The sequence below is a fragment of the Actinomyces ihuae genome (assembly GCF_001457875.1).
GTDB classification, from domain to species: domain Bacteria; phylum Actinomycetota; class Actinomycetes; order Actinomycetales; family Actinomycetaceae; genus Pauljensenia; species Pauljensenia radingae_A.
The window spans coordinates 718,195-739,899 of sequence record NZ_CZPX01000005.1 but is presented as its reverse complement, the minus strand read 5'-3'; the positions used below and the strand labels follow the sequence as shown (position 1 = coordinate 739,899).

13 protein-coding genes and 1 pseudogene are annotated in these 21,705 nt (G+C 53.6%); 8 read left to right on the top strand and 6 right to left on the bottom strand.

The genetic code is table 11. The features are described 5' to 3' along the window. Positions 1-134 precede the first annotated feature (134 nt). The 7 genes from BN3002_RS07885 to BN3002_RS07855 all read left to right on the top strand — a co-directional run bounded on the left by BN3002_RS07885 (position 135) and on the right by BN3002_RS07855 (position 10,699). Entirely contained in the window at positions 135-992 is an 858-nt protein-coding gene (locus BN3002_RS07885; protein WP_058237394.1) for an NBR1-Ig-like domain-containing protein, read from the top strand. Beyond that, positions 989-1,219: a helix-turn-helix domain-containing protein gene (locus BN3002_RS07880; RefSeq protein ID WP_058237393.1), complete on the top strand. Its 231-nt coding sequence runs from the start codon at positions 989-991 to the stop codon at positions 1,217-1,219. The genes BN3002_RS07885 and BN3002_RS07880 overlap by 4 nt, the downstream gene beginning before the upstream one ends. Beyond that, positions 1,219-2,871, top strand: a complete 1,653-nt coding sequence (locus BN3002_RS07875) for a site-specific DNA-methyltransferase (protein ID WP_058237392.1) — start codon at positions 1,219-1,221, stop codon at positions 2,869-2,871. Before BN3002_RS07880 ends, BN3002_RS07875 begins: the two co-directional genes overlap by 1 nt. A 12-nt stretch (positions 2,872-2,883) precedes the next feature. After that, positions 2,884-5,526 (top strand): DEAD/DEAH box helicase, encoded by a 2,643-nt coding sequence (locus tag BN3002_RS07870; RefSeq protein WP_058237391.1) that lies wholly within the window; start codon positions 2,884-2,886, stop codon positions 5,524-5,526. Positions 5,527-5,557: 31 nt separating this feature from the next. Beyond that, positions 5,558-6,478 carry a HamA C-terminal domain-containing protein gene (locus BN3002_RS07865; RefSeq protein WP_007000771.1) on the top strand — a complete coding sequence of 307 codons (921 nt, stop codon included), beginning with the start codon at positions 5,558-5,560 and terminating at the stop codon, positions 6,476-6,478. Further along, positions 6,471-9,110: a DEAD/DEAH box helicase gene (locus tag BN3002_RS07860; protein WP_231723461.1), complete on the top strand. Its 2,640-nt coding sequence runs from the start codon at positions 6,471-6,473 to the stop codon at positions 9,108-9,110. The genes BN3002_RS07865 and BN3002_RS07860 overlap by 8 nt, the downstream gene beginning before the upstream one ends. Positions 9,111-9,817: 707 nt before the next feature. Further along, positions 9,818-10,699, top strand: a complete 882-nt coding sequence (locus BN3002_RS07855) for an Abi family protein (RefSeq protein ID WP_082628689.1) — start codon at positions 9,818-9,820, stop codon at positions 10,697-10,699. Between the two features lie 144 nt (positions 10,700-10,843). Here the strand turns inward: BN3002_RS07855 and BN3002_RS07850 are convergent, their stop codons facing one another. The 6 genes and pseudogenes from BN3002_RS07850 to BN3002_RS11495 form a co-directional block, all read right to left on the bottom strand. Beyond that, entirely contained in the window at positions 10,844-13,861 is a 3,018-nt protein-coding gene (locus tag BN3002_RS07850) for a type I restriction endonuclease subunit R (protein ID WP_257525578.1), read from the bottom strand. Continuing rightward, a complete protein-coding gene (locus BN3002_RS07845; protein WP_074026216.1) occupies positions 13,861-15,117 on the bottom strand; it encodes a restriction endonuclease subunit S in 1,257 nt (418 codons plus the stop codon). The genes BN3002_RS07850 and BN3002_RS07845 overlap by 1 nt, the downstream gene beginning before the upstream one ends. Beyond that, positions 15,114-17,168 carry a type I restriction-modification system subunit M gene (locus BN3002_RS07840; RefSeq protein ID WP_058237387.1) on the bottom strand — a complete coding sequence of 685 codons (2,055 nt, stop codon included), beginning with the start codon at positions 17,166-17,168 and terminating at the stop codon, positions 15,114-15,116. Before BN3002_RS07840 ends, BN3002_RS07845 begins: the two co-directional genes overlap by 4 nt. Continuing rightward, positions 17,158-17,361: a type II toxin-antitoxin system prevent-host-death family antitoxin gene (locus tag BN3002_RS07835; protein WP_257525577.1), complete on the bottom strand. Its 204-nt coding sequence runs from the start codon at positions 17,359-17,361 to the stop codon at positions 17,158-17,160. The genes BN3002_RS07840 and BN3002_RS07835 overlap by 11 nt, the downstream gene beginning before the upstream one ends. Before the next feature lie 527 nt (positions 17,362-17,888). Continuing rightward, positions 17,889-19,895, bottom strand: coding sequence for a SpaA isopeptide-forming pilin-related protein (locus BN3002_RS07830; RefSeq protein WP_154955719.1), 2,007 nt, complete (start codon positions 19,893-19,895; stop codon positions 17,889-17,891). A 361-nt stretch (positions 19,896-20,256) separates the two neighbouring features. Then, positions 20,257-20,362 (bottom strand): annotated as a pseudogene (locus BN3002_RS11495) (DNA-binding response regulator); the annotation flags it as partial. Positions 20,363-20,444: 82 nt separating this feature from the next. On the opposite strand from BN3002_RS11495, the gene BN3002_RS07825 reads away from it, so the two are divergent. Beyond that, positions 20,445-21,338 (top strand): TIGR01777 family oxidoreductase, encoded by an 894-nt coding sequence (locus BN3002_RS07825; protein WP_058237385.1) that lies wholly within the window; start codon positions 20,445-20,447, stop codon positions 21,336-21,338. Positions 21,339-21,705 lie beyond the last annotated feature (367 nt).

Below are 21,705 nucleotides of genomic sequence, written 5' to 3'. Positions count from 1 at the left end.
TTCGTCTCGTCGGCTCGTGTTTTGCTCACATACTCATCAAACGCTGTGGTTTTGGGACTTCAGATCGTTGAGAGAAGCAAAAACTGGGACTTCTGGGACTAGTTTGGGACTCGGCATAGAGGAGCGTGACGCACATGGGTTTGCCCGAGTTTTGTCGCGCTGTTTACAAGCGGAAGAGTCCCATCACTAACCAGGCAAAATTTGTCCAAGCCGTATTCCAACACGCTGGCAGTGCAGAGCGGTTAGACGACGAGTACGCGCGAAAGATCTTTACCGGAGCGAAACCGATCTCCGAACCGCAATACGAATCATTTCCTACACAGGTGAGCAAGAAATCGTTGCATGATTTCCTTCTTACCCACCTGACGCCCCTCCCAAGCACACGGGCCACATTGGACGACCGCTGCCAAGAAGTCGGCAAAGACACCGGACTGCCCTCAACCCTCACTATCGAACCAGAAGCATTCATTTGGGCACTCACAGATTGGTTCGACGCGATCATCCACGATCCAAACCATTGCGATGTCCTTGAACACTGCTACCGACTTCGCCTTGAAGACCAGGAACCAGAAGAAATAAACCCCGTGCCGCAGCCGCTCTATCAAGGAGATCGCGTCGACGTCACGGAACCGCCCGCACTGCAAAAACACAAGCCAGGATTTTGGGCCGAGTTCACTCACACCTGGACACTGCGCAACGTGGGCAGCATCGACTGGACCAGTCGGACACTCGTCTGTACGAATCCAACAGACCCGCGACTACGACCCGTCGGCACCACACAGATCGCCATTCCTGACAGCCCACCAGCGACAGCGAGGTTCATCAAGATTTCTTGCACGTTTCGGGCGCAAGGCTACGAAGGAGCAGCCTCAAGCCACTGGGAAATGCGCAACCAGGAAGGCGAGAACTGCTTCCCTCGTGAAAGCGCGACCTTCAATGTCGATGTCACAGTTATTAACCCGGATCTTCAAGCGATAAGGCAGGAACGATGAGCGAAGCTGAATTAGAAAACTGGGTCACCATGAAAGAAGCGCAAACTCACCTCGGGGTGCGCCGGGAAACCATCACGAAATGGATAACAACCCATAATCTCCCTGCCTATAAAGTCGGCAGGGTCTGGAAGTTCAAACTCTCAGAAATCGACGAATGGGTCCGCACCGGTCAAGCCGCAGAAGAACCACATCCCAACAACCCTCACGAGCCTAAGGAGGAACGCTAATGCCAGAACTGAACTGGGTCGGCAAAGACAAGGTGATCACCCACCACCTCGACGTTCCCTACCGCGTCCTCGACCGCCAATACTCATATGACGAGCACGGCCAACACGATGGGGACAACGGCTCACAGAACATGATTATTCATGGTGACAACCTCGAAGCCCTCAAAGCTCTACTACCAAAGTACGAAGGCAAGGTTGACTGCATTTATATCGATCCTCCCTATAACACAGGCAACGAAGGCTGGATCTACAACGACGCCGTCAACGACCCACGAATCAAGAAATGGCTTGGCGAAGTCGTCGGCAAAGAAGGCGAAGACCTCTCCCGCCATGACAAATGGCTATGCATGATGTATCCAAGGCTTCGCCTGCTCCAACGCCTGCTCGCACCAACCGGAGCCATCTTCATCTCGGTCGATGACAATGAAGCAGCCAACCTCCGCCTCATCTGCGACGAGATCTTTGGTCTCGCATGCTTTGTTGCCGATATAGCCGTGGTGAACAACTGGAAGGGTCGTAGCGACGCTAAGTATGTCGCTACCGCCCATGAACATCTCCTCTTCTATCGTGGAGTCGATTTCATCACTCGTGGCGTTCCATTGCCCGAGGAGTACGTCAAGGATTACCGGCATGAAGATGAACATGGAAGGTATCGTGAACTAGGTCTCAGGAAACGCGGCGCAGGGGCAAAACGCGAAGATCGACCCAACATGTACTACCCGTTTTCATATAACCGCAAAACTGGTGAACTCAAATTGGGTAACTCGCAGTCAAAAGAAGAAATCGAAATTTATCCACGCTTGTCCGATGGAACCGACGGGCGATGGCGCTGGGGTCGGGAAACTGCCCGAGAACGAATCGGCGAGTTGACGGTAAAGAAGGTTCGCGGTCGTGACGAGTTCGACGTTTTCCAAAAGGATTATCTAGATCTTGGTGGAGTGAGACGCGCCAAGCCTAAATCTGTTTGGATGGGTTCCGAGTTTTCGGCAGAGACCGGCACACTTCAGGTCAAAAAGATATTTGGGCGGCGTGATTTTGACACACCTAAGCCAATTGAGCTGATTCAGCTTTGCCTCGAACAGGCAACAAACAAAGATTCCATAGTCTTGGATTCCTTTGCTGGATCGGGAACAACCGCCCATGCAGTGCTTGCCACAAATCAAGCAGACAATGGAAGCCGAAAGTTTATTCTGGTCGAACTTGGAGACTACGCAAACGAAGTCACAGCTGAACGCGTAAAGCGAGCCATCGAGGGGTACGGCTCTGGCAAGAATAGGACAGGAGGTACGGGAGGTGACTTCTCCTTTTATGAGCTTGGCGCGCCGCTTCTTGTTGAGGGTGATTTGAATCCTGATGTTCCTCTTGAGCGGGTCCGTGAGTATGTGTGGTTCACCGAGACAGGGCAGGCGTTCTCGAATCCGACCAGTGCTCATCCGTATTTCTTAGGACGGCATGAGGATGCGTCGTTGTTTTTCGTGTATGAGCCGGATCGGGCAACGGTTTTGGATCGTGACTATCTGGCTTCGATCCCTCCTGAGTGTGCGGCTAGTTCGTATGTGATTTATGCCGACACGTGTTTGTTGTCTGATGAGGAGCTGCGCTCTCTGAATATCACGTTTAAGAAGATCCCTCGGGATATCACCCGTCTCTAAGGAGTGTTGGTTATGGAGTTGAAGAAGTATCAAAACCGGGTGATCGCCGATCTAGAGGATTACCTCACGCAGCTTAACGAGCAGCCTACGCTGAGCGATGCTTTTAAGATGTTTTGGGAGTCTCGCCAGATTGAGGTTGGCACCCCGCAGATGCCGGGCTACCAGAATGTGATCGTTGGTGTTCCGCACGTGTGTTACAAGGTTCCAACTGGTGGTGGGAAGACGTTCTTGGCTTGTGCGTCGGTGAAGCCGATATTTGAGGCTTTGCCGCCGACGCGGAAACAGGCTGTGGTGTGGCTGGTGCCGTCGGATTCAATTTTGACGCAGACATTGGCTGCGTTGAAGAATCCCTTGCACCCGTATAGACAGAAGCTGAACGCTGATTTTGGTGGCCGAGTTGAGGTGTATTCGAAAGAAGAGCTGCTGGCAGGGCAGAATTTCAGCCCGTCGACCGTGGCTGAGCAGCTGTCAGTGATGGTGCTCTCGTATGATTCGTTCCGCTCACGAACAAAGGACGGACGCAAGGCATACCAAGCTAATGGGAATCTCGCCTCGTTCGCGACCGCGTTTGGTGCCCCGGAGCAGCCGATCGAGAACGCGGATGAAACTGCACTGTTCCAGGTGATTAACCAGTTGAATCCCGTCGTTATCGTGGATGAGTCGCATCACGCGACGAGCACGTTGAGCCAGGAGATGCTCACGAATTTCAACCCTGCATTCATTCTTGATCTAACCGCAACCCCGAAGCGGCAAGCAAACGTGATCTCGTATGTGGATGCGCTCTCACTTAAGAACGAGAGCATGGTCAAACTTCCGGTCATCGCATACAACCGGGCGTCACAAAAGGATGTTGTCACAGACGCGATCGACCTGCGTCGTTCACTAGAAATCGCTGCTACACAGCAGTATGAAAGTGGTGGCGCTTATATTCGCCCAATCGTGTTGTTTCAGGCTCAGCCGAAGACGAGCGAGGACGCTACCTCGTTTGAGCGGCTGCGTGACAAGCTCGTCAAGGCGGGTATTCCTGCAGAGCAGATCGCGATCAAGACCGCCGACGTAAACGAGCTTAAAGGCGTTGACCTGCTCAGCAAGGAGTGCCCGATCAGGTTCATCATCACCGTGAACGCGTTGAAGGAGGGCTGGGATTGCCCCTTCGCCTATATTTTGGCGTCGTTGGCGAACAAGACCAGTCAGGTCGATGTTGAGCAGATCCTTGGCCGTGTTCTGCGCCAACCCCACGCCAGGAAGCAGCCGAACACGTTGTTGAACATGAGTTACGTGTTGACCTCCTCGAACGATTTCGGGACCACGCTCAATCAGATCGTTGCGGGGCTCAACAGTGCCGGATTCTCCAAGCGTGACTTCCGTGCAGCCGATCAAGTAGCTTTCGACTTCACTGGCACGGACCAGCCAAGCAAACCTGCCCCAACGTCCCCAGTCGCAGGGGAAGGTATGGACGTTGAAGAGTTCTTGGAGTTTGACGAAGAACAGGTTGCAGCTGATCTGGATGCGCGAGAAGAATCCGCTAGTTCACCAGAGCCTTCGGCGGATCCGACGGTTGCTTCGATGATTGAGCAGGCGGCTCAGCAGGGTGCGGACTATGAGCAGGAGGTCGAAGAAGCTGCACAGATGGGTGAGGGCTTCGTACCTTCAGATTTGGAGGATGCTGTGGACACGAGCTTCGTCAACCACGAATTTGATGACGAGATCGAAATCCTTCGCCTTCCCCAATTCGTCATCCAAGAACCCGGATCAGCATTGTTCCCGACCGCTCATGAGGGATACAACGAGCTCAAGCACGAGGCACTAGCCGGTGACTTTGACTTAAAGACGAAAGACATCGACATTGACCTGTCGACGGCCGATGAGCAGATGTACAAGATCGACGTGCGAAAGGACTCCGAGGTTCCTAAAGCCTTCCGGATGTCGAGTACCGATCAGAAATTCATGCGCGAACACTTCTCGAAACTGAGCGTCGAAGGACAAAAACGCAACACGGCAATCGCCATCTACGATCGGATCAAACCGATCAATTCGATCACTGACTCTGACTTGCGCGCATACATTGTGCGGATGGTTGAAGCGTTTGGCACCGAGCAGCTGCTGACATTTCAAGAGCATCCGCATGCGGTAGCAAGCAAGGTCAAGCAAAAAATCGATGGTCTTTTGGAAGCGCACAAAGTCAAGAGATTCTATGAGGATATCGAGACCCGCCGCGTTGATGTTCAAGCGTTATACGCGTTTCCGAAAGCGATCCAGCCCATTCATGCCTCCTCCCTCATTGGTGGCTCCCTGTATGAGGCCGAAGACAAGATGAACGGATTTGAGCTCGAACTCGCTGGTCGCTTCTCTGGAATGGACAACGTTCGCTGGTGGCACCGGATCATTGAACGCAAGGGCTTTTGCCTCAACGGTCCGTTCAACCACTACCCAGATTTCGTCGTGATGACCGCTAGCGGCACCATCGTGGTTATCGAGTCCAAGGGCGAGCATTTGAAGAACGACGATTCTAACCGCAAGATCAGGCTCGGCCGGGCGTGGGCGAACATGTCTGGCAATGACTACCGCTACTACATGGTCTTCGAAGATGGCGTCACTCCGCCTGACGGGGCGATCACTTTGTCGGAGCTCGTGCGTATCCTCGAAAAGCTGTAGGCGGGAAGGACACCTCTTGGGAGAAGACGAGATGGCACAGGCAACGATCACGCCAACGCTGCGCGGCGACACATTCGCGTCCACGTTCACCGAAGTGGCCCATTCGAACACGTTAGGTCTTCGAAACGACGAACAGTTACGCCTGTTCCATCTGTCTATCCAAAACAACCGCTTCGACCACACGGCCCTCGTCAAGTTCCTCAAACGCAACGTTGGACGCTACGTCTTCTCCCGCGCCGAATACGAAGGCTACAAACAGCGAGACGATCTCGAAGAAGTTGCTCTCGACGCGGTAAACCGGATGCGTTCACAACAAGACGGCATGGGGTTAGGTGAAATCTTGCTCTACGTCCTGCTCGAACAAATCCTCGAAGCACCCAAAGTGATGAGCAAGATCGAGCTCAACCAGGCCCGAGGCCAGATCCACAGCCGCTGTGACGCCATCCACCTACTCACACCAGACGGTCAGCGAACCACCAGCAGCATCGTGTTTGGAACCTCCAGCGTGGTCGGCAACATTGGGGATGCCATCACTGCAGCATTCGACCGCGTTGTAGATATAGAACAGAATCGCTCAGACGAGGTTCAGCTCGCCGAGCAAACTGTGTTCACCAAGACCCTCGACCCAGCAACAGCAAACTACGTCAAAGATCTGCTAATCCCGAAGCCGGGTGGAGCACCCGAGTTTGATACCGCTTATTCGATGTTCCTGGGCTACGACATCGGTCTCGATCCGAAGAACTATGGCAACCAGCAATATCGGGCTGCGCTCGATCAGAAAATGCAGGGAGATATCGCCGCGCACGCCCAAATCATCGCCAACGAGATCAACACCCGAAACCTCGATAACTACTCGTTCTACATTTACGTTGTGCCTCTCAACGAAGTAGACGTTGACGCGGACGCAATTATGGATGGGCTCGTGGGTGGGCCAGGTGGTAGCCATGTCTGACAAGAAATTAACAGTCGGCGAGCTCGTATTTTCTGACATCGACTCCAACGAATTCCTCAAACAGCTGTACGCCAACCTGCTCTACAACTACGGCTTACATCGATTGGGGCTGGCGGATCGTCACCCATACGACGTGGATCTTGAAGCCGCCCTGCGATTCGCAGACCTGCTGTCGAAATCAATCCACCCCACCAATCGTGACCGACACAGGGTGTGGGCGCAAGAAATCGCGCTCCTGTGCCACATTCTCTACCCACAAGACGCGCGAACGAAAGCATACGTTCCTGCAATCTTCACCACGCTAGGTAACTACCCAGGCCTGAAGCAGTTGGGTGTGACTTCCGATGCGGGCATCCTCGACGCCGCATTCAACGCCTACCAAGCCGAATACCTCACCGTGCCCGGTGATAAGTCGATGAAGTTTTTCGCGCCGCAAAAGAAGATCTACGACCGCCTGAACGACGGCAAGTTTTCCTTCTCGGCCCCAACGTCACTGGGCAAGTCCTTCATCATGCGCACCTTCATCACCAACCAGATCAAATCCGGGGTGACAGCCAACTTTGCGATCATCGTGCCGTCAAAAGCGCTGATCAACGAGACCCGCTCGAAACTGATCGCTGACCTCGGCGAAGACCTTGAACGGCACAACTATCGAATCGTCAGTGCCGCTGGTGACATCGTGCTCGAAGGCGATCACAACTTCATCTTCGTGCTCACCCCAGAACGCTTGCTTTACCTTCTGATCGGCAAACCTGCAATCGAATTCGAGTACGTCTTTTTCGACGAATCACACAAACTCTCAGGCAAGAACAGCCGCGCCCCGTTCTACTACCAAACCGTGACAATCCTTCAACACCGCCACAGACCACCACACTTCATCTTCGCTTCACCCAACATTCCCAACCCAGAGGTATTCCTAAGGCTGGTTGATCCAAACTCTGACGAAAATGAAACCAACGCGGTCGCAACCCAGTATTCGCCAGTCGCGCAATTCAAATACCTCGTCAACCTGCACGAGAACACCATTTCCAGCTACAACGACCACACCCAAGAATTCACGCACCTAGCCTCACTTCAAGCTCAGGACGCTACCGCACAGGGCGTAACCCGATTTGTTAGTGAATCATCACGAGGTTCAGATCATCGTGGGCAAACCATCGTGTTTCATTCTGCCCGACATCACGCAGTGCAAGCGGCGCGTGACTATGCCCAGGGTTTGGCAGACCTCAACGATAAAGACTTGGACGCTCTCGCAAAAGACATCGAACGCGACGTCCACGAGGACTACTACCTCAGCGGTCTCATCCGTAGAGGCGTCAGCTACCACATCGGCTACCTCCCGCCAGCGATCCGCGAACGCATCGAAGGCCTGTTCCGCGAAGGCAAAATCTCGACACTATTCTGCACCAGCACGCTCCTCGAAGGAGTCAACCTTCCCGCCGACAACCTCGTCATCACAACCAACAAAATCGGCAGAGCAGGAATGACAGCAGTCGACTTCAAGAACCTGATCGGCCGAGTCGGGCGTATCGAGTTCAACCTCTACGGCAACGTATTCATCATCGTGGGCAACCAACTTGCATCCGAGCAAAAGGCCAAGGAACTCCTACAAGCGAACGTTCCTGCACAGAAGCTATCCGTGCAAACTGACTCACAAATTATCAGCAAGAAAATGAAGCAAGGTGTCGTCAAGGATCTACAGGAAGGTCGCATCGAATTCTCCAAAGGGAATGAGAGCTATGAGCGTTATGATATGAAACGCAAATTCGGTCTCATGCTCTTGCGCGACATCACTACCGGACGTCAAAGCCTGGTGCGTGAAGAATTCTCTGACTATCTTGACGAACAGGCTACCAACAGCATTATTGCTACTTTCTCGCGACGCGAAGGCCAACAAGATGACGATATCAATGTCTCCGTTGACCAGGCAGAAGCGCTGACGCACGCAATCCAAGCTGGACTCCAGTATCCACAACTTTCTCCAAACGGAAAGTTCAGTTACGACGAGACCCTCGCGTTTCTTCAGCGGCTTGCCTCAATCTTCAAATGGCGAATTTACAATCCCGAGACGTTAGGGAGAACAACCAAGGGAAGTGACCAGCTCGCTATGCTGTCCTGGTACACCGTCCTCCTGTTGCAGTGGATGGAGGGACACGGTTTGCGTTCCATCATGAATCGTGCAATCGAGCATCACCGGAAAACTGGAATTGTGTGGATCAATCGGCAACCGAATCGCTACCTAGATTCGAAAGAACACCGAAACCTTGTTTTTAGTGACACGCTTGAAGCTATTGAGCAAGTAATCCTTTTTGAGCTATCGAATTACTTTCTTAAATTCTCCAACGAATACAAGAAGGTCCACGGAAAAGAGCAGTTCGACAACGACTGGTACGAATACGTCGAGTACGGCACAACGAAACAGGAAACCATCCTTCTCCAACGACTCGGATTCACCCGCGAGAGCGCCACTTACATTCGAATCAACGTCTCCAATGCAATCTTCCTTCACGAAGGAAAACCCCACCTGAACCCGATTCTCCTCGAAAGCTCGAACATCAACGTCCGCAAAGAAGCCAACGAAATCAGATACAACGTGCCAGAAGCCTTCTCGATGCCAGATTTCTTGTTCTAACACCCTCGTCTGATACCCGCTAACGCAAGCATTCCCGCAGACCCCCTCAACCAGAAACGTGCCCCTGCCGCGCGGACGTCATGGCGACGAGCACCAGATCACCGGACCTCCAGCGAGCCAACGAACAACCCCAGAAACGACAAAACCCCTGCTCAACAGGGGTTCAAGGGTTCAAGCGGCTTTTATCATTTTCGACGTCTAAGTATCCACAATGACCCCGGATTTAATAAGGCTGAGGTTGCGTGTGGCGAGTATACCCTTGGGGTCTAGAATCCGGCGAGCGTTGGCGAGTTCACGTTCACGCTTGTCAGACCATTCGCGGGTTCGTGTTTTACTTGGCTAGACAAGGTTTTTTGGGTATAAGAAAGCCAGCCCTCATATTAAGCGGGCGTGATGACAACACGGCTGATTCCTAGCGCCATGGACTATGCATGCTCTCAAAGCATGTGCACAGCGCTAACACCCCTGACACACCGAACAAAACCAACACCGCGTACACACAATCCGGGCATTAACCCCATATTTTCAGCTTTGGTTGGCACTCAGAAACTGGGTGCGGTTATAATGGAAGTAATCGTTCAGCCCGCCCCGACTTAGGTCGGGAGTGGGCTGGATCTCTGTTTGAGGTTGGAGTAGTCGTATTGGGCGAGCCAATAAAGCAAGCAGCAACAGTTTCTCAACACATTAAGTTGTTACGTTCCCGGGGCATGGAAGTTGACCCTGAGCTTGCCAGCCGATGGTTACGTTACGTCAGTTACTACCGACTATCGGCATACTGGTATCCCGCTCGTTTGCTTACTCATGATGGTGTTCGAGACGACGCTTTCCGGTCGGGCACGCGTTTCAGCGACGCGGTATCTTTATACGAATCGGACCGGAAACTTCGTACTCTCGTGCATGATGGTATGGAACGCATAGAGATCGCAATGCGTACCCGTGTAGGGGAAGCCTTGGTCACAACTGATCCACTTTCCTACACCGATCCAAGTCGGTTTCGGCCATCCTTTGACCATCAAAGATGGATGTCAACTCTAGCTAAACGTGTGGCTCGTGCAGGCCGCAGCAACGAAGCCATAAGACATTACCGAGACAAATATGACGACAAATTCCCGTTCTGGGTTCTGGCCGAGGTACTAGATTTCGCCGACATATCGCGTCTCTATGAAGGTCTGCCTGCCGCCGACCAGCGCCTCATCGCCGAAGACCTTGGGATCATCATCAATTTGGGGATGCTGTCGAAACACCAGCGACGCAAAGCAAAACTTCAATCTCCGCTCGTGCGATGGATGGAACAACTCACTATCGTCCGCAATCACTGCGCACACCACGCAAGGCTATGGAATAAATCCTTTGCACCCGCTCCGACAGCGGCACTACGAACCCTGCCGGAATTCATCACACTTCCCCAGGGGCAGAGTGAGAAAATCTTCGGCGTTATCACAGTCATGGCAAACCTCATCCGAGTGACATCGCCCGGAACCACCTGGCCAAGCAAAGTAGCTGCCCTTATCCACAATGAGTTCTTAACGAATCCCCTGGTCAGCCCGACCAGCATGGGCCTACCCGAAGACTGGAGCCTCTCCTTCTAAACGTTCGCCATTCGCACGACGATCCCACACCCCCACTCGCTTCTAGCAAGAACGAGGGCCGAGCTTGCTCAAGCTGTCAGCACGAACGATAAAGGGTCCGCTGTGACATTGGATTTGATCAGGCCGTGGTTGCGTTAGCCTTGGTCATACGTGGTTTTCCGGCGGTATGTTCTCGCCTTTCTTATTGTTGAGGCGTGCGTGAATCAGTGGCAGCAGGACTCGGTCGACGTCGGCTCTGAATTGAGTATCTGAGAGGTATTTGATTGCGAAGTCTTGGTTTTGGTTCATGCGGTCAAGAACAATGTCTTGGATCCGTTCAGAGTAGACGATGGAGAACAAGTCCAGAGAGTTATGGGCTCGAGCCTTGACTTCAGCATCTTCGACCATGTCCTCGGTGAGCTGTTCGATGACTTTGTCCATGTGGGTGAACTCGGTTCCCCAGCGGTCATTGAGCCTGGAGATGATGTTTGACAGGCTGTCCTTCTCGTCTTCGCTTGCGCCTGAAATGTCGGGGTTGTTCGACAGTTGTCCCTCTTCGTCTATCAGGTCGATGGAGTCTTCGTAGACCTTTTGGATGCGATAGTACTGCAGTGCAACCTCGTCCTCCAGATGGGGGGCGGGGTCACCATCGATGTGGAGCTTACGGACGAGGAGTTTGGCGTAGGCGGCAAATCGGTGTAGTCGCTCGTCGTCGTATCGAATGATATGGGTCAAGAAGTCGTAGTTACGGTTGAACTTTCTCATCCGTGCTCGCACTTCAAGCTTGTCTTCATCCTCGAGATCGTTGAATCGTGCAACTGCAGGATCCAGATAGGCGTTTAGGCGGCTGAAGTCCAGATTGGTTTGCTTCGTCTGCTGCGTGAAGAACACTTTCGTGAAGCCTTCAATTTCCTTGTCCGTCCACAGGTGGTAGGAGGCAAGGAAGTGGTACAGGTCGTAGACGATGTTCGGGTCAGTCTCTTCAGTGATACCAGTGGAAATGTAGTAGTCCTGGAAAGACTTTTGGATATCGTCAGCAGTGTTCACGAAGTCAAGCACGAATGTGTCGGTCTTGCCCGGGTACATGCGGTTGATTCGCGACAAAGTCTGTACAGCTTTGACGCCGTGTAGTTTCTTATCGACATACATGGTGTGCAGCAGTGGCTGGTCGAAGCCGGTCTGATATTTCTCGGCAACAAGTAGCAGCTGATACTCGCCGGTAGCGAATCTCTCGGGTAGTTCTGCTTCGGGGATCTGGTTGAGTTGCTCTTCGGTGTATTCCAGTCCTTCTTCCTCGACGGTGCCGGAGAATGCGACCAATACGCCGAGATCCGTGTATCCTCTCTGTCTGATGTAGTCACGGAATGCAAAGTAGTAGCGGACTGCGTGCAGGCGAGACCCAGTCACCAGCATCGCCTTGGCCTTACCGCCAATTTTGTGGGCAACATTGACGCGGAAGTGTTCGATAATGATCTCGGCTTTCTGCCGAAGGCTATAAGGGTGAAGGCTCAGATATTTGCCCAGCGCTTTATTCGCCTGCTTGGTGGAATATTCGGGGTCATCGGCAGCGGTTTTGCCGATCTGGAAGTACGTCTGATATGTGGTGTAGTTCTGCAGCACGTCCAGGATGAAGCCTTCTTCGATGGCTTGTCGCATCGAATACACGTGGAACGGACGCGGAGTTGCATCCAGTACCGGCGTACCAAAGATCTCGAGTGTCTTCTGCTTCGGTGTCGCCGTGAACGCGAAAAAGGAGAGGTTCTTTTGGCGTCCTTGTGTGCGGAGCTCTTCAGCGATCTGCTCATCAATTTCGAGTTGCTCGGCTTCAACCTGCGCCTCGGCAGCCGCGTAGCGCTCGAGGAGATCTTCTTCGGAGTCTTTACCCGCGGTAACGGTATCTGCAAGAATCTGCTTCAACTTCTCCGACGCCTCGCCAGTTTGGGACGAGTGCGCCTCGTCCACGATGATGGCGAACCGCTTACCTGCCGTAGCTACTTTGCTCACGTCAACGAACGGGAATTTCTGCAAAGTCGAGATGATGATCTTCACCCCGTCGGCAAGGGCGCCGGTGAGCTGATGGGAATTCTTATCAACTTTCACCACCACGCCAGCAGTATGATCCATTGAGAAAACAGTGTCCTGCAGCTGCTTATCCAGCACTCGTCGATCAGTGATCACAATGATGGAATCGAAAACCGCGCGCTGTTGATCATCATGCAGATTCGACAGGTGATGGGCTAGCCAGGCGATCGTGTTCGATTTACCCGACCCAGCCGAATGCTGCACCAAGTAATTCTTGCCAGCACCGTAATCCTTCGCATCAGCCACCAGGGCACGCACCGCATCAAGCTGGTGATAGCGCGGAAAAATCAATTTGTCTTTGCGTCGGTCGGACTCATCGGGGACGAACTGGACGAAGCGATGAAGGATGTCGAGCAGGGAATCCTTCGCCAGTACCTCCTCCCACAAGTAAGACGTCTTGTACTTACCTGGCACAGGCGGATTACCAGCACCGTTCTTGTATCCACGATTGAATGGCAAGAACACGGTATCCATCCCGGCGAGCTTCGTAGTCATCCATGCTTCGTCAGTATCGACAGCGAAATGCACCACTGCGCGCCGGTTCAATTCAAACAACAACTCAGTAGCAGGGCGTGAACGCTTGTACTGATCAATCGCATCCCGATACGTCTGGCCAGTCAGCTGGTTCTTCAACTCCAATGTCACCACCGGGATACCATTGACAAACAGCACGGTATCCACTGAGTTCTCATTCTTCGTCGAATAGTGCAACTGGCGCACTACTGTCATCCGGTTCGCCCAGTACTTCTCTGCCAGTAGCTCGTTCAAATCCGAACCGGGAGCGAAGAATACTAACTTGAACCTGGCTCCCAGGTCCTCTACGCCACGACGCAACACTTCGACCACGCCACGATGATCAAGCTCTCGAGCGACCCGCTTGCAGAACTTCTCGCCAGCCTTCGCCCCATGAATACGCTCCAGGCGCTCCCACTGCTGAGGCTGAGTTTCCCGCACAAAATCCAGCAGATCCTCACGATACAAGCCCAGCTGCCTGTCATACCCCGAGGGCGACTTTGACTCGTAGCGGTCGTACTCGAACGGGCCGGCGTGAGTCAACCAATACTCGATCTCGTCTTCAAATCTGCGCTCAGACGTATCCATCACACCGCCTCTTCCACACGAACCTTGCCCGTCACCAGATCATTAATAACCTGCTTGCGATACCTACCCAAAAGCTCAATCTGTTTCTTGATGCCCGCAATCGTCGAATCAATTTCCTTGGACTTCTTATTAAGGAAGTCTGCTATGCGCCCTTGTTCTGCAACGGGTGGAACGGCAATAGAAAGGCTAGCTAGGGTTTTGAATCGAAAATCAACAGTACGCTGTCTTATTCCCCGAGCGAGCGCATCAATATATCCGGCACCAGCCATGTGTCGAAGTAGATAGGCATAGAAGTGTGCGCTACCACCATTTTGAATGCTACATACGGAATAAACCGGGGTGGACTTGCCAGCAGAATCGGAAACTCCTATAGCACCCGCAAACGCATCCATCTCGTGAATTACCAGGTCGCCAACTTCGACACCTTGATACCCGATTTCCTGCAGGGACTCTGTGAATCCCTCAGTTCGCCGATTCCTTCGCAAAGTTACGATGCCATCTCTAAAACAAGTGACAGTCTCAGCGCCTGCTATAACCGGCCGCTGGAGTTTCGTAAATACACGTCTCCCTGCAACCACCTCCCAATGATCAGGAATACGGGGCAACCAGTCGATGCCACTATCTTTCATCGGCACGTCAGGATCCAGTCCCCGAGTCACAGTGTGAGCGATCAACTCACGTCGATACTGCTCCAACAACTCCACCTGTCGAGTCAGTTTCCCAATCAGCCCATCAATCTCAGCAGTCTTGTAACTCAAGAAGTTAATAATGGCTGATTGCTCCTCGCCAGTTGGCACGAGTAGGGGAAGGCTTGAAACGTCGGCGAAAGTCAGGCTTTGACGGACTCCGCCTCCCATTGAATAAAACACTTTGCGAAAGTCATATGCCTTAAGAAGTGCCTCGAAATATGGAGCATTAACGCGGTTTCGCGGCCGCAGTGCCAAGTAGGCTGAAGTTATGATTCCTCGTTCTCGTACAAGTCCTGTTCGCAAGCTCTTTTGATCATTCTGAAGATCTGTGAGTCGCAGGACGATGTCACCCGGTTCGACTATGTTGTAGCCTTCAAATGATTCCGGCAAGAGGCCGCCACGCTGGTTTATATCGCGCCGTACAATTTGCCCGTAGCTGAGAGACAGGAGATTAGTTTCAATTAACCCATGGTTCTTATGTTTATGTTCACAAAACAGGTTCTTTAATCGGACAACCCTCCATTCGGTTGGGCGATGTTTAAGCCATGACAAATTCGGCGGCTTCACTTGTTCACCTGCTCGCTGAAGAGTTTGGCGATGTCGGCTTGGATGCTTGCGGAGAGGGCTTGGATTTCGGTGAGGGTTTCCACTGGGTCGCCTAGTTCTTCGTATTTGTAGAAGTAGCGGGTGAAGGGTATCTCGTAGCCGATTTTGGTCTTAGTATGGTCGATCCAGGCGTCGGGGGCGTAGGGAATGACTTCGCGCTGGAAGTAGGCTTCGATATCTTCGCGGAACGGGATCTGCTCAGTGTCGTGCAGGCCTGAGTCGGGTTCTGGCTTGCCTTTCGTATCGAGGCAGATGCCCGCGTCCGGGTTCCTTACGCCGAGTTCTTCCACGATCTTGCGTAGCACAGGGAGACTGATCTTCCGGCCGCGCTCTTTGATGCCCTCACGGAGCAAGTCAATGAATTCGTCTCGGTTGAGGAACACCCGCTCAGAGCCGAGCCCTTTCAGGGTGCCGATGATTGCGTCTTGTAGGTGCTTGCCTTTCTCAATTTCCTGGGAACGTGCCGGTTCGGCCTTCTTTTTCGAGGTGGCTATCGAGGTGAAAGGTTTGGATTCTTGGAGCGTCTCGATGGCCTCGGGTGTGGCCTGGAAACTGAGCCGCAGGGGGCGTTCGACGGTGACTTCATGGTAGGCGAAGTCCTCGGTGTCGAAGATTTTGGATTCTTCAGTTTCCTGGAACGCACCGTAGATGCGGGTAATGTCGTCAATGTTGTCTTTGCTGAGTTCTTTTCGCTTCTCGCCAAGGGGTTTGCGCATCCGCTGGAAATAGTTGGTGGCGTCAATGAGCTGCACCTTGTTTTTACGGCGGCGTTCTTTGCGGTTGGAGAGTACCCACACGTAGGTGAGGATTCCGGTGTTGTAGAACATCTGATCTGGTAGCGCGATGATCGCCTCGAGCCAATCATTTTCAAGAATCCAACGTCGGATCTCAGACTCGGCCTGACCAGCACCACCGGTAAACAGGGGGGAGCCGTTGAATACGATGCCGATCCGAGATCCTGGCGCGTTAACCGGGTCGCCAGGATCGTACGGTTGCATTTTGGAGATCATATGCTGCAAGAACAGGAACGAACCGTCTGATATTCGCGGCGTCCCGGCGCCAAAGCGACCCTGGTAGCCGTCGCGCTCGGCCTCGTCGAGGATCTTGTCTGCGTACTTCTTCCAATTCACCCCGAACGGTGGATTGCACAGCATGTAATCGAACTTCATGCCTTTGGTCTGGTCGCTCGTCAGTGAGTTACCAAGGTAGATGCGCTCCTGGCGTTCGCCTTTGATCATGATGTCTGACTTCGCCACCGCATAGGTCTGCGGATTGAGCTCCTGACCGAACACCTCGAGGCGCGCCGTTTTGTTCATGTCCGCGACGTGTTGGGATGCAATCGACAGCATGCCACCCGTGCCCACCCCCGGATCGTAGAGGGAAGCCATCGCGCCATCAGTGCAGATCCGATTAGAGTCCTCATCAGGGCTGAAGAGAATGTTGACCATGAGTTGAATGACTTCACGTGGGGTGAAATGCTCACCAGCGGTTTCATTCGAAAGCTCAGAAAACCGGCGAATGAGCTCTTCAAAGATGTAGCCCATCTGGTCGTTGCTGACTACGTCCGGGTGAAGGTTGACTTTCGAGGACGTGAATTCGGAAAGCACCTGAAACAACAGGTTTGCCTTGTCGAGGCGTTCGATGACGTTGTAGAAGTTGTACGCCTCCATCACCTCCCGTGCGGCAGGAGCAAACGCTTGTACGTAGTAGCTCAAGTTCTGTTCGAGATTGTCCGGGTCGTCCAGCAAGGTCTTGAGGGTGAAATTTGAGGTGTTCCAAAACGGATAGCCTGTAGCCTTCGCGTACTGCAGCTCTTTGATCTCCTCCGGCAGTGAGGTGGCCTTGATATCGAGGACTGCATGTTTGGTGTCCACCAGAACGGAATCGAGTCGAGTCAGCACAGTGAAAGGCAAGACGACATCGCCGTATTCGTGTTCCTTATAGTCGCCGCGCAGGATCTCTGCGATATTCCAGATCAATGACACGTGGCTGGAAAGTTTATTAGTGCTCACTCGGGTCGATTCCTTCACTCATCAGTCGTTCGTAGCGTTCGTTGGAGATCACGACGGCAACTGGTTTGCCATAGCGCATAACAAATGCAGACTCATCCTTTTCAGCTACCGCTTTGATCAGGCGTGATGCTTGACCGCGCGAGAGATCTCCGATGTTGATATAGCGCATCGGAACCTTGCGTCGCTTTGCCACCACGGCCTCCCTCAACCTCGAACGTAACGCCTCCAAGTTTCCCACAAACCAGCTGTTTTTAGGGTGATATTGCATGTAAATTCAGGATTATCTCTTCATTAGATATTTCATGTGTCTTTACATGTACTTTGAGCGATGGAAGAGCCAACACCATCTCGCTGCACAAAAGCCGCCCCCGCATTGAACTAGTCAACGCAAAAGCCTAACCAGACCCCTCCCGCCGCGATCTCGCCCCTTATCAAATGCGAGGTCTCTGGCTCCATGTTTCTTGCGTAGCATCAACGAAGAAGCGTGATAATGCGCCGCTGTTTCCGGCGTCCAGCAGTCAGGTCTGCATCACGCAACGCCCGACGGGCGTGCCGAATGAATCAGTGTGGGGCGCATTGTGCGGATGTGTGACCTCCAGATGCTGCGAATCATGATCTGCAGATATGAAAGCCGGGCTCGCTACCGTGAAAGTAACGAACCCGGCCGATATTGAGCGATGCCGTTGAGGGGCGGTCAGTCGACAACCCCCTCGGCAATAGCTACTTGGACGAGCGGCGACGAAGCATCAGCGTCATGCCACCTGCAGCCACCAAGGCGACGCACGCAGCCGCAAGATCTGCAGCGTTGGCGCCTGTGTTCGACAGGACAACTTTTTTGGGCGGGGTCTTCGTCGGCGGTGTTGGAGGCACTTCCGGCGGAGGAACCGGTCCGGGGTTCTTGACTGTCACCGTCGGGGTCGACACAGCCTGGTCGTCAGATGTCTGCAACGGAACATTGAACTGCGTCCACGCATTGTCGATGCGGTAGGGATCGGGAACAGCAACCTCCTTGAGCAGGTAGGTGGTGTCAGACGCCAGTGACTGTTGAGGTGCCGCATAAGCACCTTCAGCGTCAGTGATGATCTTGCCGTCAGTCATGTTGTCTAACGTGATGCGGCGAACCGTCTTGCTGCACTTGGAGGCAGTGTCTTCAGCGCCGTTCTTGAGCGGGCAGATATTCACCGTACTCGTATCGGTCAGATCCGGTTGCACGCCGCAGGCACTGACCGTGGGATCGACAACCTGGTAGAGCTCAAACTCAGCTCCGGCAATGGGAGTCTCATCGAGCGTGCTCACCTTCGACAAGTTGAACGCTCCCTTGATCTTCTCATAGGTGTAGTAGAAGTGCTGAGTCTTTTCATTCGACTTGTGATATCTGGCCGCCACGTTCGGGCCGTCCTGGTATTCAGGCAGGTCGCTGTTGCTCAGGCCCTTATATGCGCCGTTTTTCATCGTCGGCAGGTCGAAGCCGACATACTTGTATCCCGGAATGTCGGCAATGAGGGACTGCGGCGTCGGCTTATATGGGAAAACGAGCTGATTACCATCTTTATCGGTGAATGGCTCAAATTCCCCTGTCTCAGAATTGAGATTCATGTACCTTTGCCCCGAAAGGGAGTCCCACGTCCGTCCGCCGGTGAGGTAATACTGGTAGGGATATCGTGCGAAGAACGCAGTACCCGACGCTGCCTCGAGCGGAACAGCCGCGTCAGAATTCAGGTTCGGGTAAATCTTGTTGATCGGCACTGAATTGGCAAGTTCGGTAAGCTGCTGACCTTCAGCTTCAAGGCAGTCAAGCGTTGTGTAGGTTGAGCCCTCCAATTGGCGACCCCATCCGGCTTGTGGGCGTGCCGTATACTGGTTCTTCAATACTTCGTCTTTGCCAACAATTTCGTTCGGAAGACCTGCCGACTGGGATTCATCGGTCGAGCTGCTGGATGCCTGAGGAAAACCACGAGCTGCACGATACTCGGAGTCGAGGACGTAGCGTACATCCATTTTCGCAGCGATCGGCACAGTCATACCGTTCGCCTTCGCGCCGATCGATCCGCCGTGTGTGTCGCCCGTGGACCCGGTGCCAAAAGTCATGCCGCCCCAGTCAGCGTTGTACGGCAAATAGACGTCGTATTGCATGGTGTGCTCAACGCCCGGGCCGAAGGTGTCTTCAAAGACAAAGTGAATAGGCTCGTAGAACCCCTTGCCGTTGTGCATACGCACAAAATTGCCGTTGCTGTCCTTGACCACCGGATCGTCGGCCTTATAAATGTCGGTTGGCTGCCCGTCGTAAAGGAAATTTTCCACGGGCTTCCAGATATACGCATTGGAATCGGGATTATCGACCTGCGTGTACTGCCACGTCGTGCCGAAGCGGAATTCGAGCGTAGGAGCAGTAGTTTCGGAATCAAGGCTCTTGTCGTAGAACCACCGAACTTTTACGCGCATGCCGTCACACTGGTTGATGGCGGCCGATTCGAAGCCAAAGAAGGGGAGGGGCGCCAGCTCCGGATTTGCTGAGTGAATGCATCCGTCCCCCTCATCGGTCTCAGGATTGAAATTTGGATCTTTCTGTCCAACGATGCGTTGGTACGACAGCTCATAACTGGGGAATGGTCGCTCTGCAGCCTGGCTGCTCTGCTGTATCGGTACAACAAACGCTGTGGCAGCTACGATCGACGCCCCGAGCAGCGCCGCGACTTTTCTGGCACGCACTGTGAAGTGAGATTTCATGGCGTTTTCAGCCCTTTCGCCTGTTGCGTTGCCGACTGATGGCATCGCAACGTCGTAGGTCAGTGAGCACGGACGGGATAGTCGGGCGCTCACAGTTGAGTTAAAGAATCTGTTGAGTCCCATTGCCACCCGATGGGCATCGTGTGTGAAGCGCCACGGCGTCTTATCGTCCTTGTGCAGTGACGAGGGCGTCTGTGAAAACCCGCACTGAATGTCATCAAGTCTAGATGGGATGCAGAAAAATCATAGCAGTCTGGGCAGATTCTGGAGAGAATTTCCTTATTATCGATCGTTTGAAAAGTAAATGAACGGTAAGTATTGCAGAGTGTGAGTTCACGTAGGAGCGTATGCGTAGGAACCAATCGTATCGCAGTGCCGAGGAGAGCAGGTCGGCCAGAGAAACCTCGTCATCGACAATCAGGACGCGGAGGCCTTCCGTCGGCGTGGAGAAGGGGTTGTGAAGTCATGGGGTCATTATCGCAGCGCGCGTCTGAGTCGTGTGGTCGATCGTCTCCACCGAGCACGAACCGTCGTGTAGCATGAGCGCTGATGGTACAGGAAACTGTGGTTGTTGCCGGCGCGTCAGGCCTGATCGGTCGAACCTTGTCGCGATCGTTGCACGAAGACGGGTACCGGGTGATTGCGCTGGTCAGGCGTCCGGCGCGTACCGCGAACGAAGTGCAGTGGGCACCCGGCTCAGCCCCGCTTGACCCTCGCGTGCTCGAGGGTGCTCGAGCCGTTGTCACATTGAACGGCGCGAGCATCGCGTCCTTCCCGTGGACGAAACGGTACCGTGAGACGCTGCTGCATTCGCGTGTGGATCCCACCCGCACTGTTGCTCAGGCATTGGCACAGATCGGGCAGGGTGCGCCGCAGTTTGTGGCCGGATCGGCCGTGGGTATTTATGGGGATCGTCCCGGCGAAGAACTCGATGAAGGGTCGAGTAGCGGTGACACCTATCTGGCGTCGATTTGTCGTGCGTGGGAAGATGAAGCGCGGCAGTCTGAAGACGTGACGACCGTGGCGAGGTGTCGGACATCCTCGATCATCCACCGTGAAGCCCTGTTGAAACCGCTGATTCCTCTGACGAAGTTGCGCGTGAGTGGGCCACTGGGAGATGGCCAGCAGCATATTCCGTGGATCTCTCTGATTGATGAGGTGCGCGCATTGCGATGCGTGATCGACCAACGCCTTGGCGGACCGATCAACCTGACGGCGCCCGAAATGGCAACCATGAATGACATTGGCTCTGAGCTGGCTGATCGGCTGAGCCGCCCCTTCTGGCTCCCGGTTCCGAAGTGGGCGCTGCGCATGTCGCTCACGCGTGATGCCGCCGATTCCTTACTGATGGCCGACCAGCGTGTACATGCGCGCGTCCTGGAAGAAGCTGGCTTCACCTTTGTGCACCCGACCGTGTCGCGCGCAATGTCCTTTGCTCTGTGACGGAGGTCGTCGAGGGTATCCTCGCCCCGCGGTTGAGTCGGTTGCAGATTGGGACCGGGCCGCTTATGGCGCGAGCGTGGTGTGATCGTCTCCGCCTCGTGCACATCTCCCTAAAAAGTAGCGCTCGCGTGCACATACCCCTAGATCTAACGGCTCCTCGTTATGGCATTTTTCTATTTTTGCTGGTCAGAGTGCGTACGGATTTCACTGCTCGGGGCTCGAGGTCTTAAATCTAGGGGTATGTGCATACAGGGCCCCAAAACTAGGGGTATGTGTACAAAGCACTTGTGAATCTAGGGGTATGTGCATGCCAGGGACTTAAATCTAGGGGTATGTGCATAGCCGCGGCGGAGGCGGAGTTGCACCG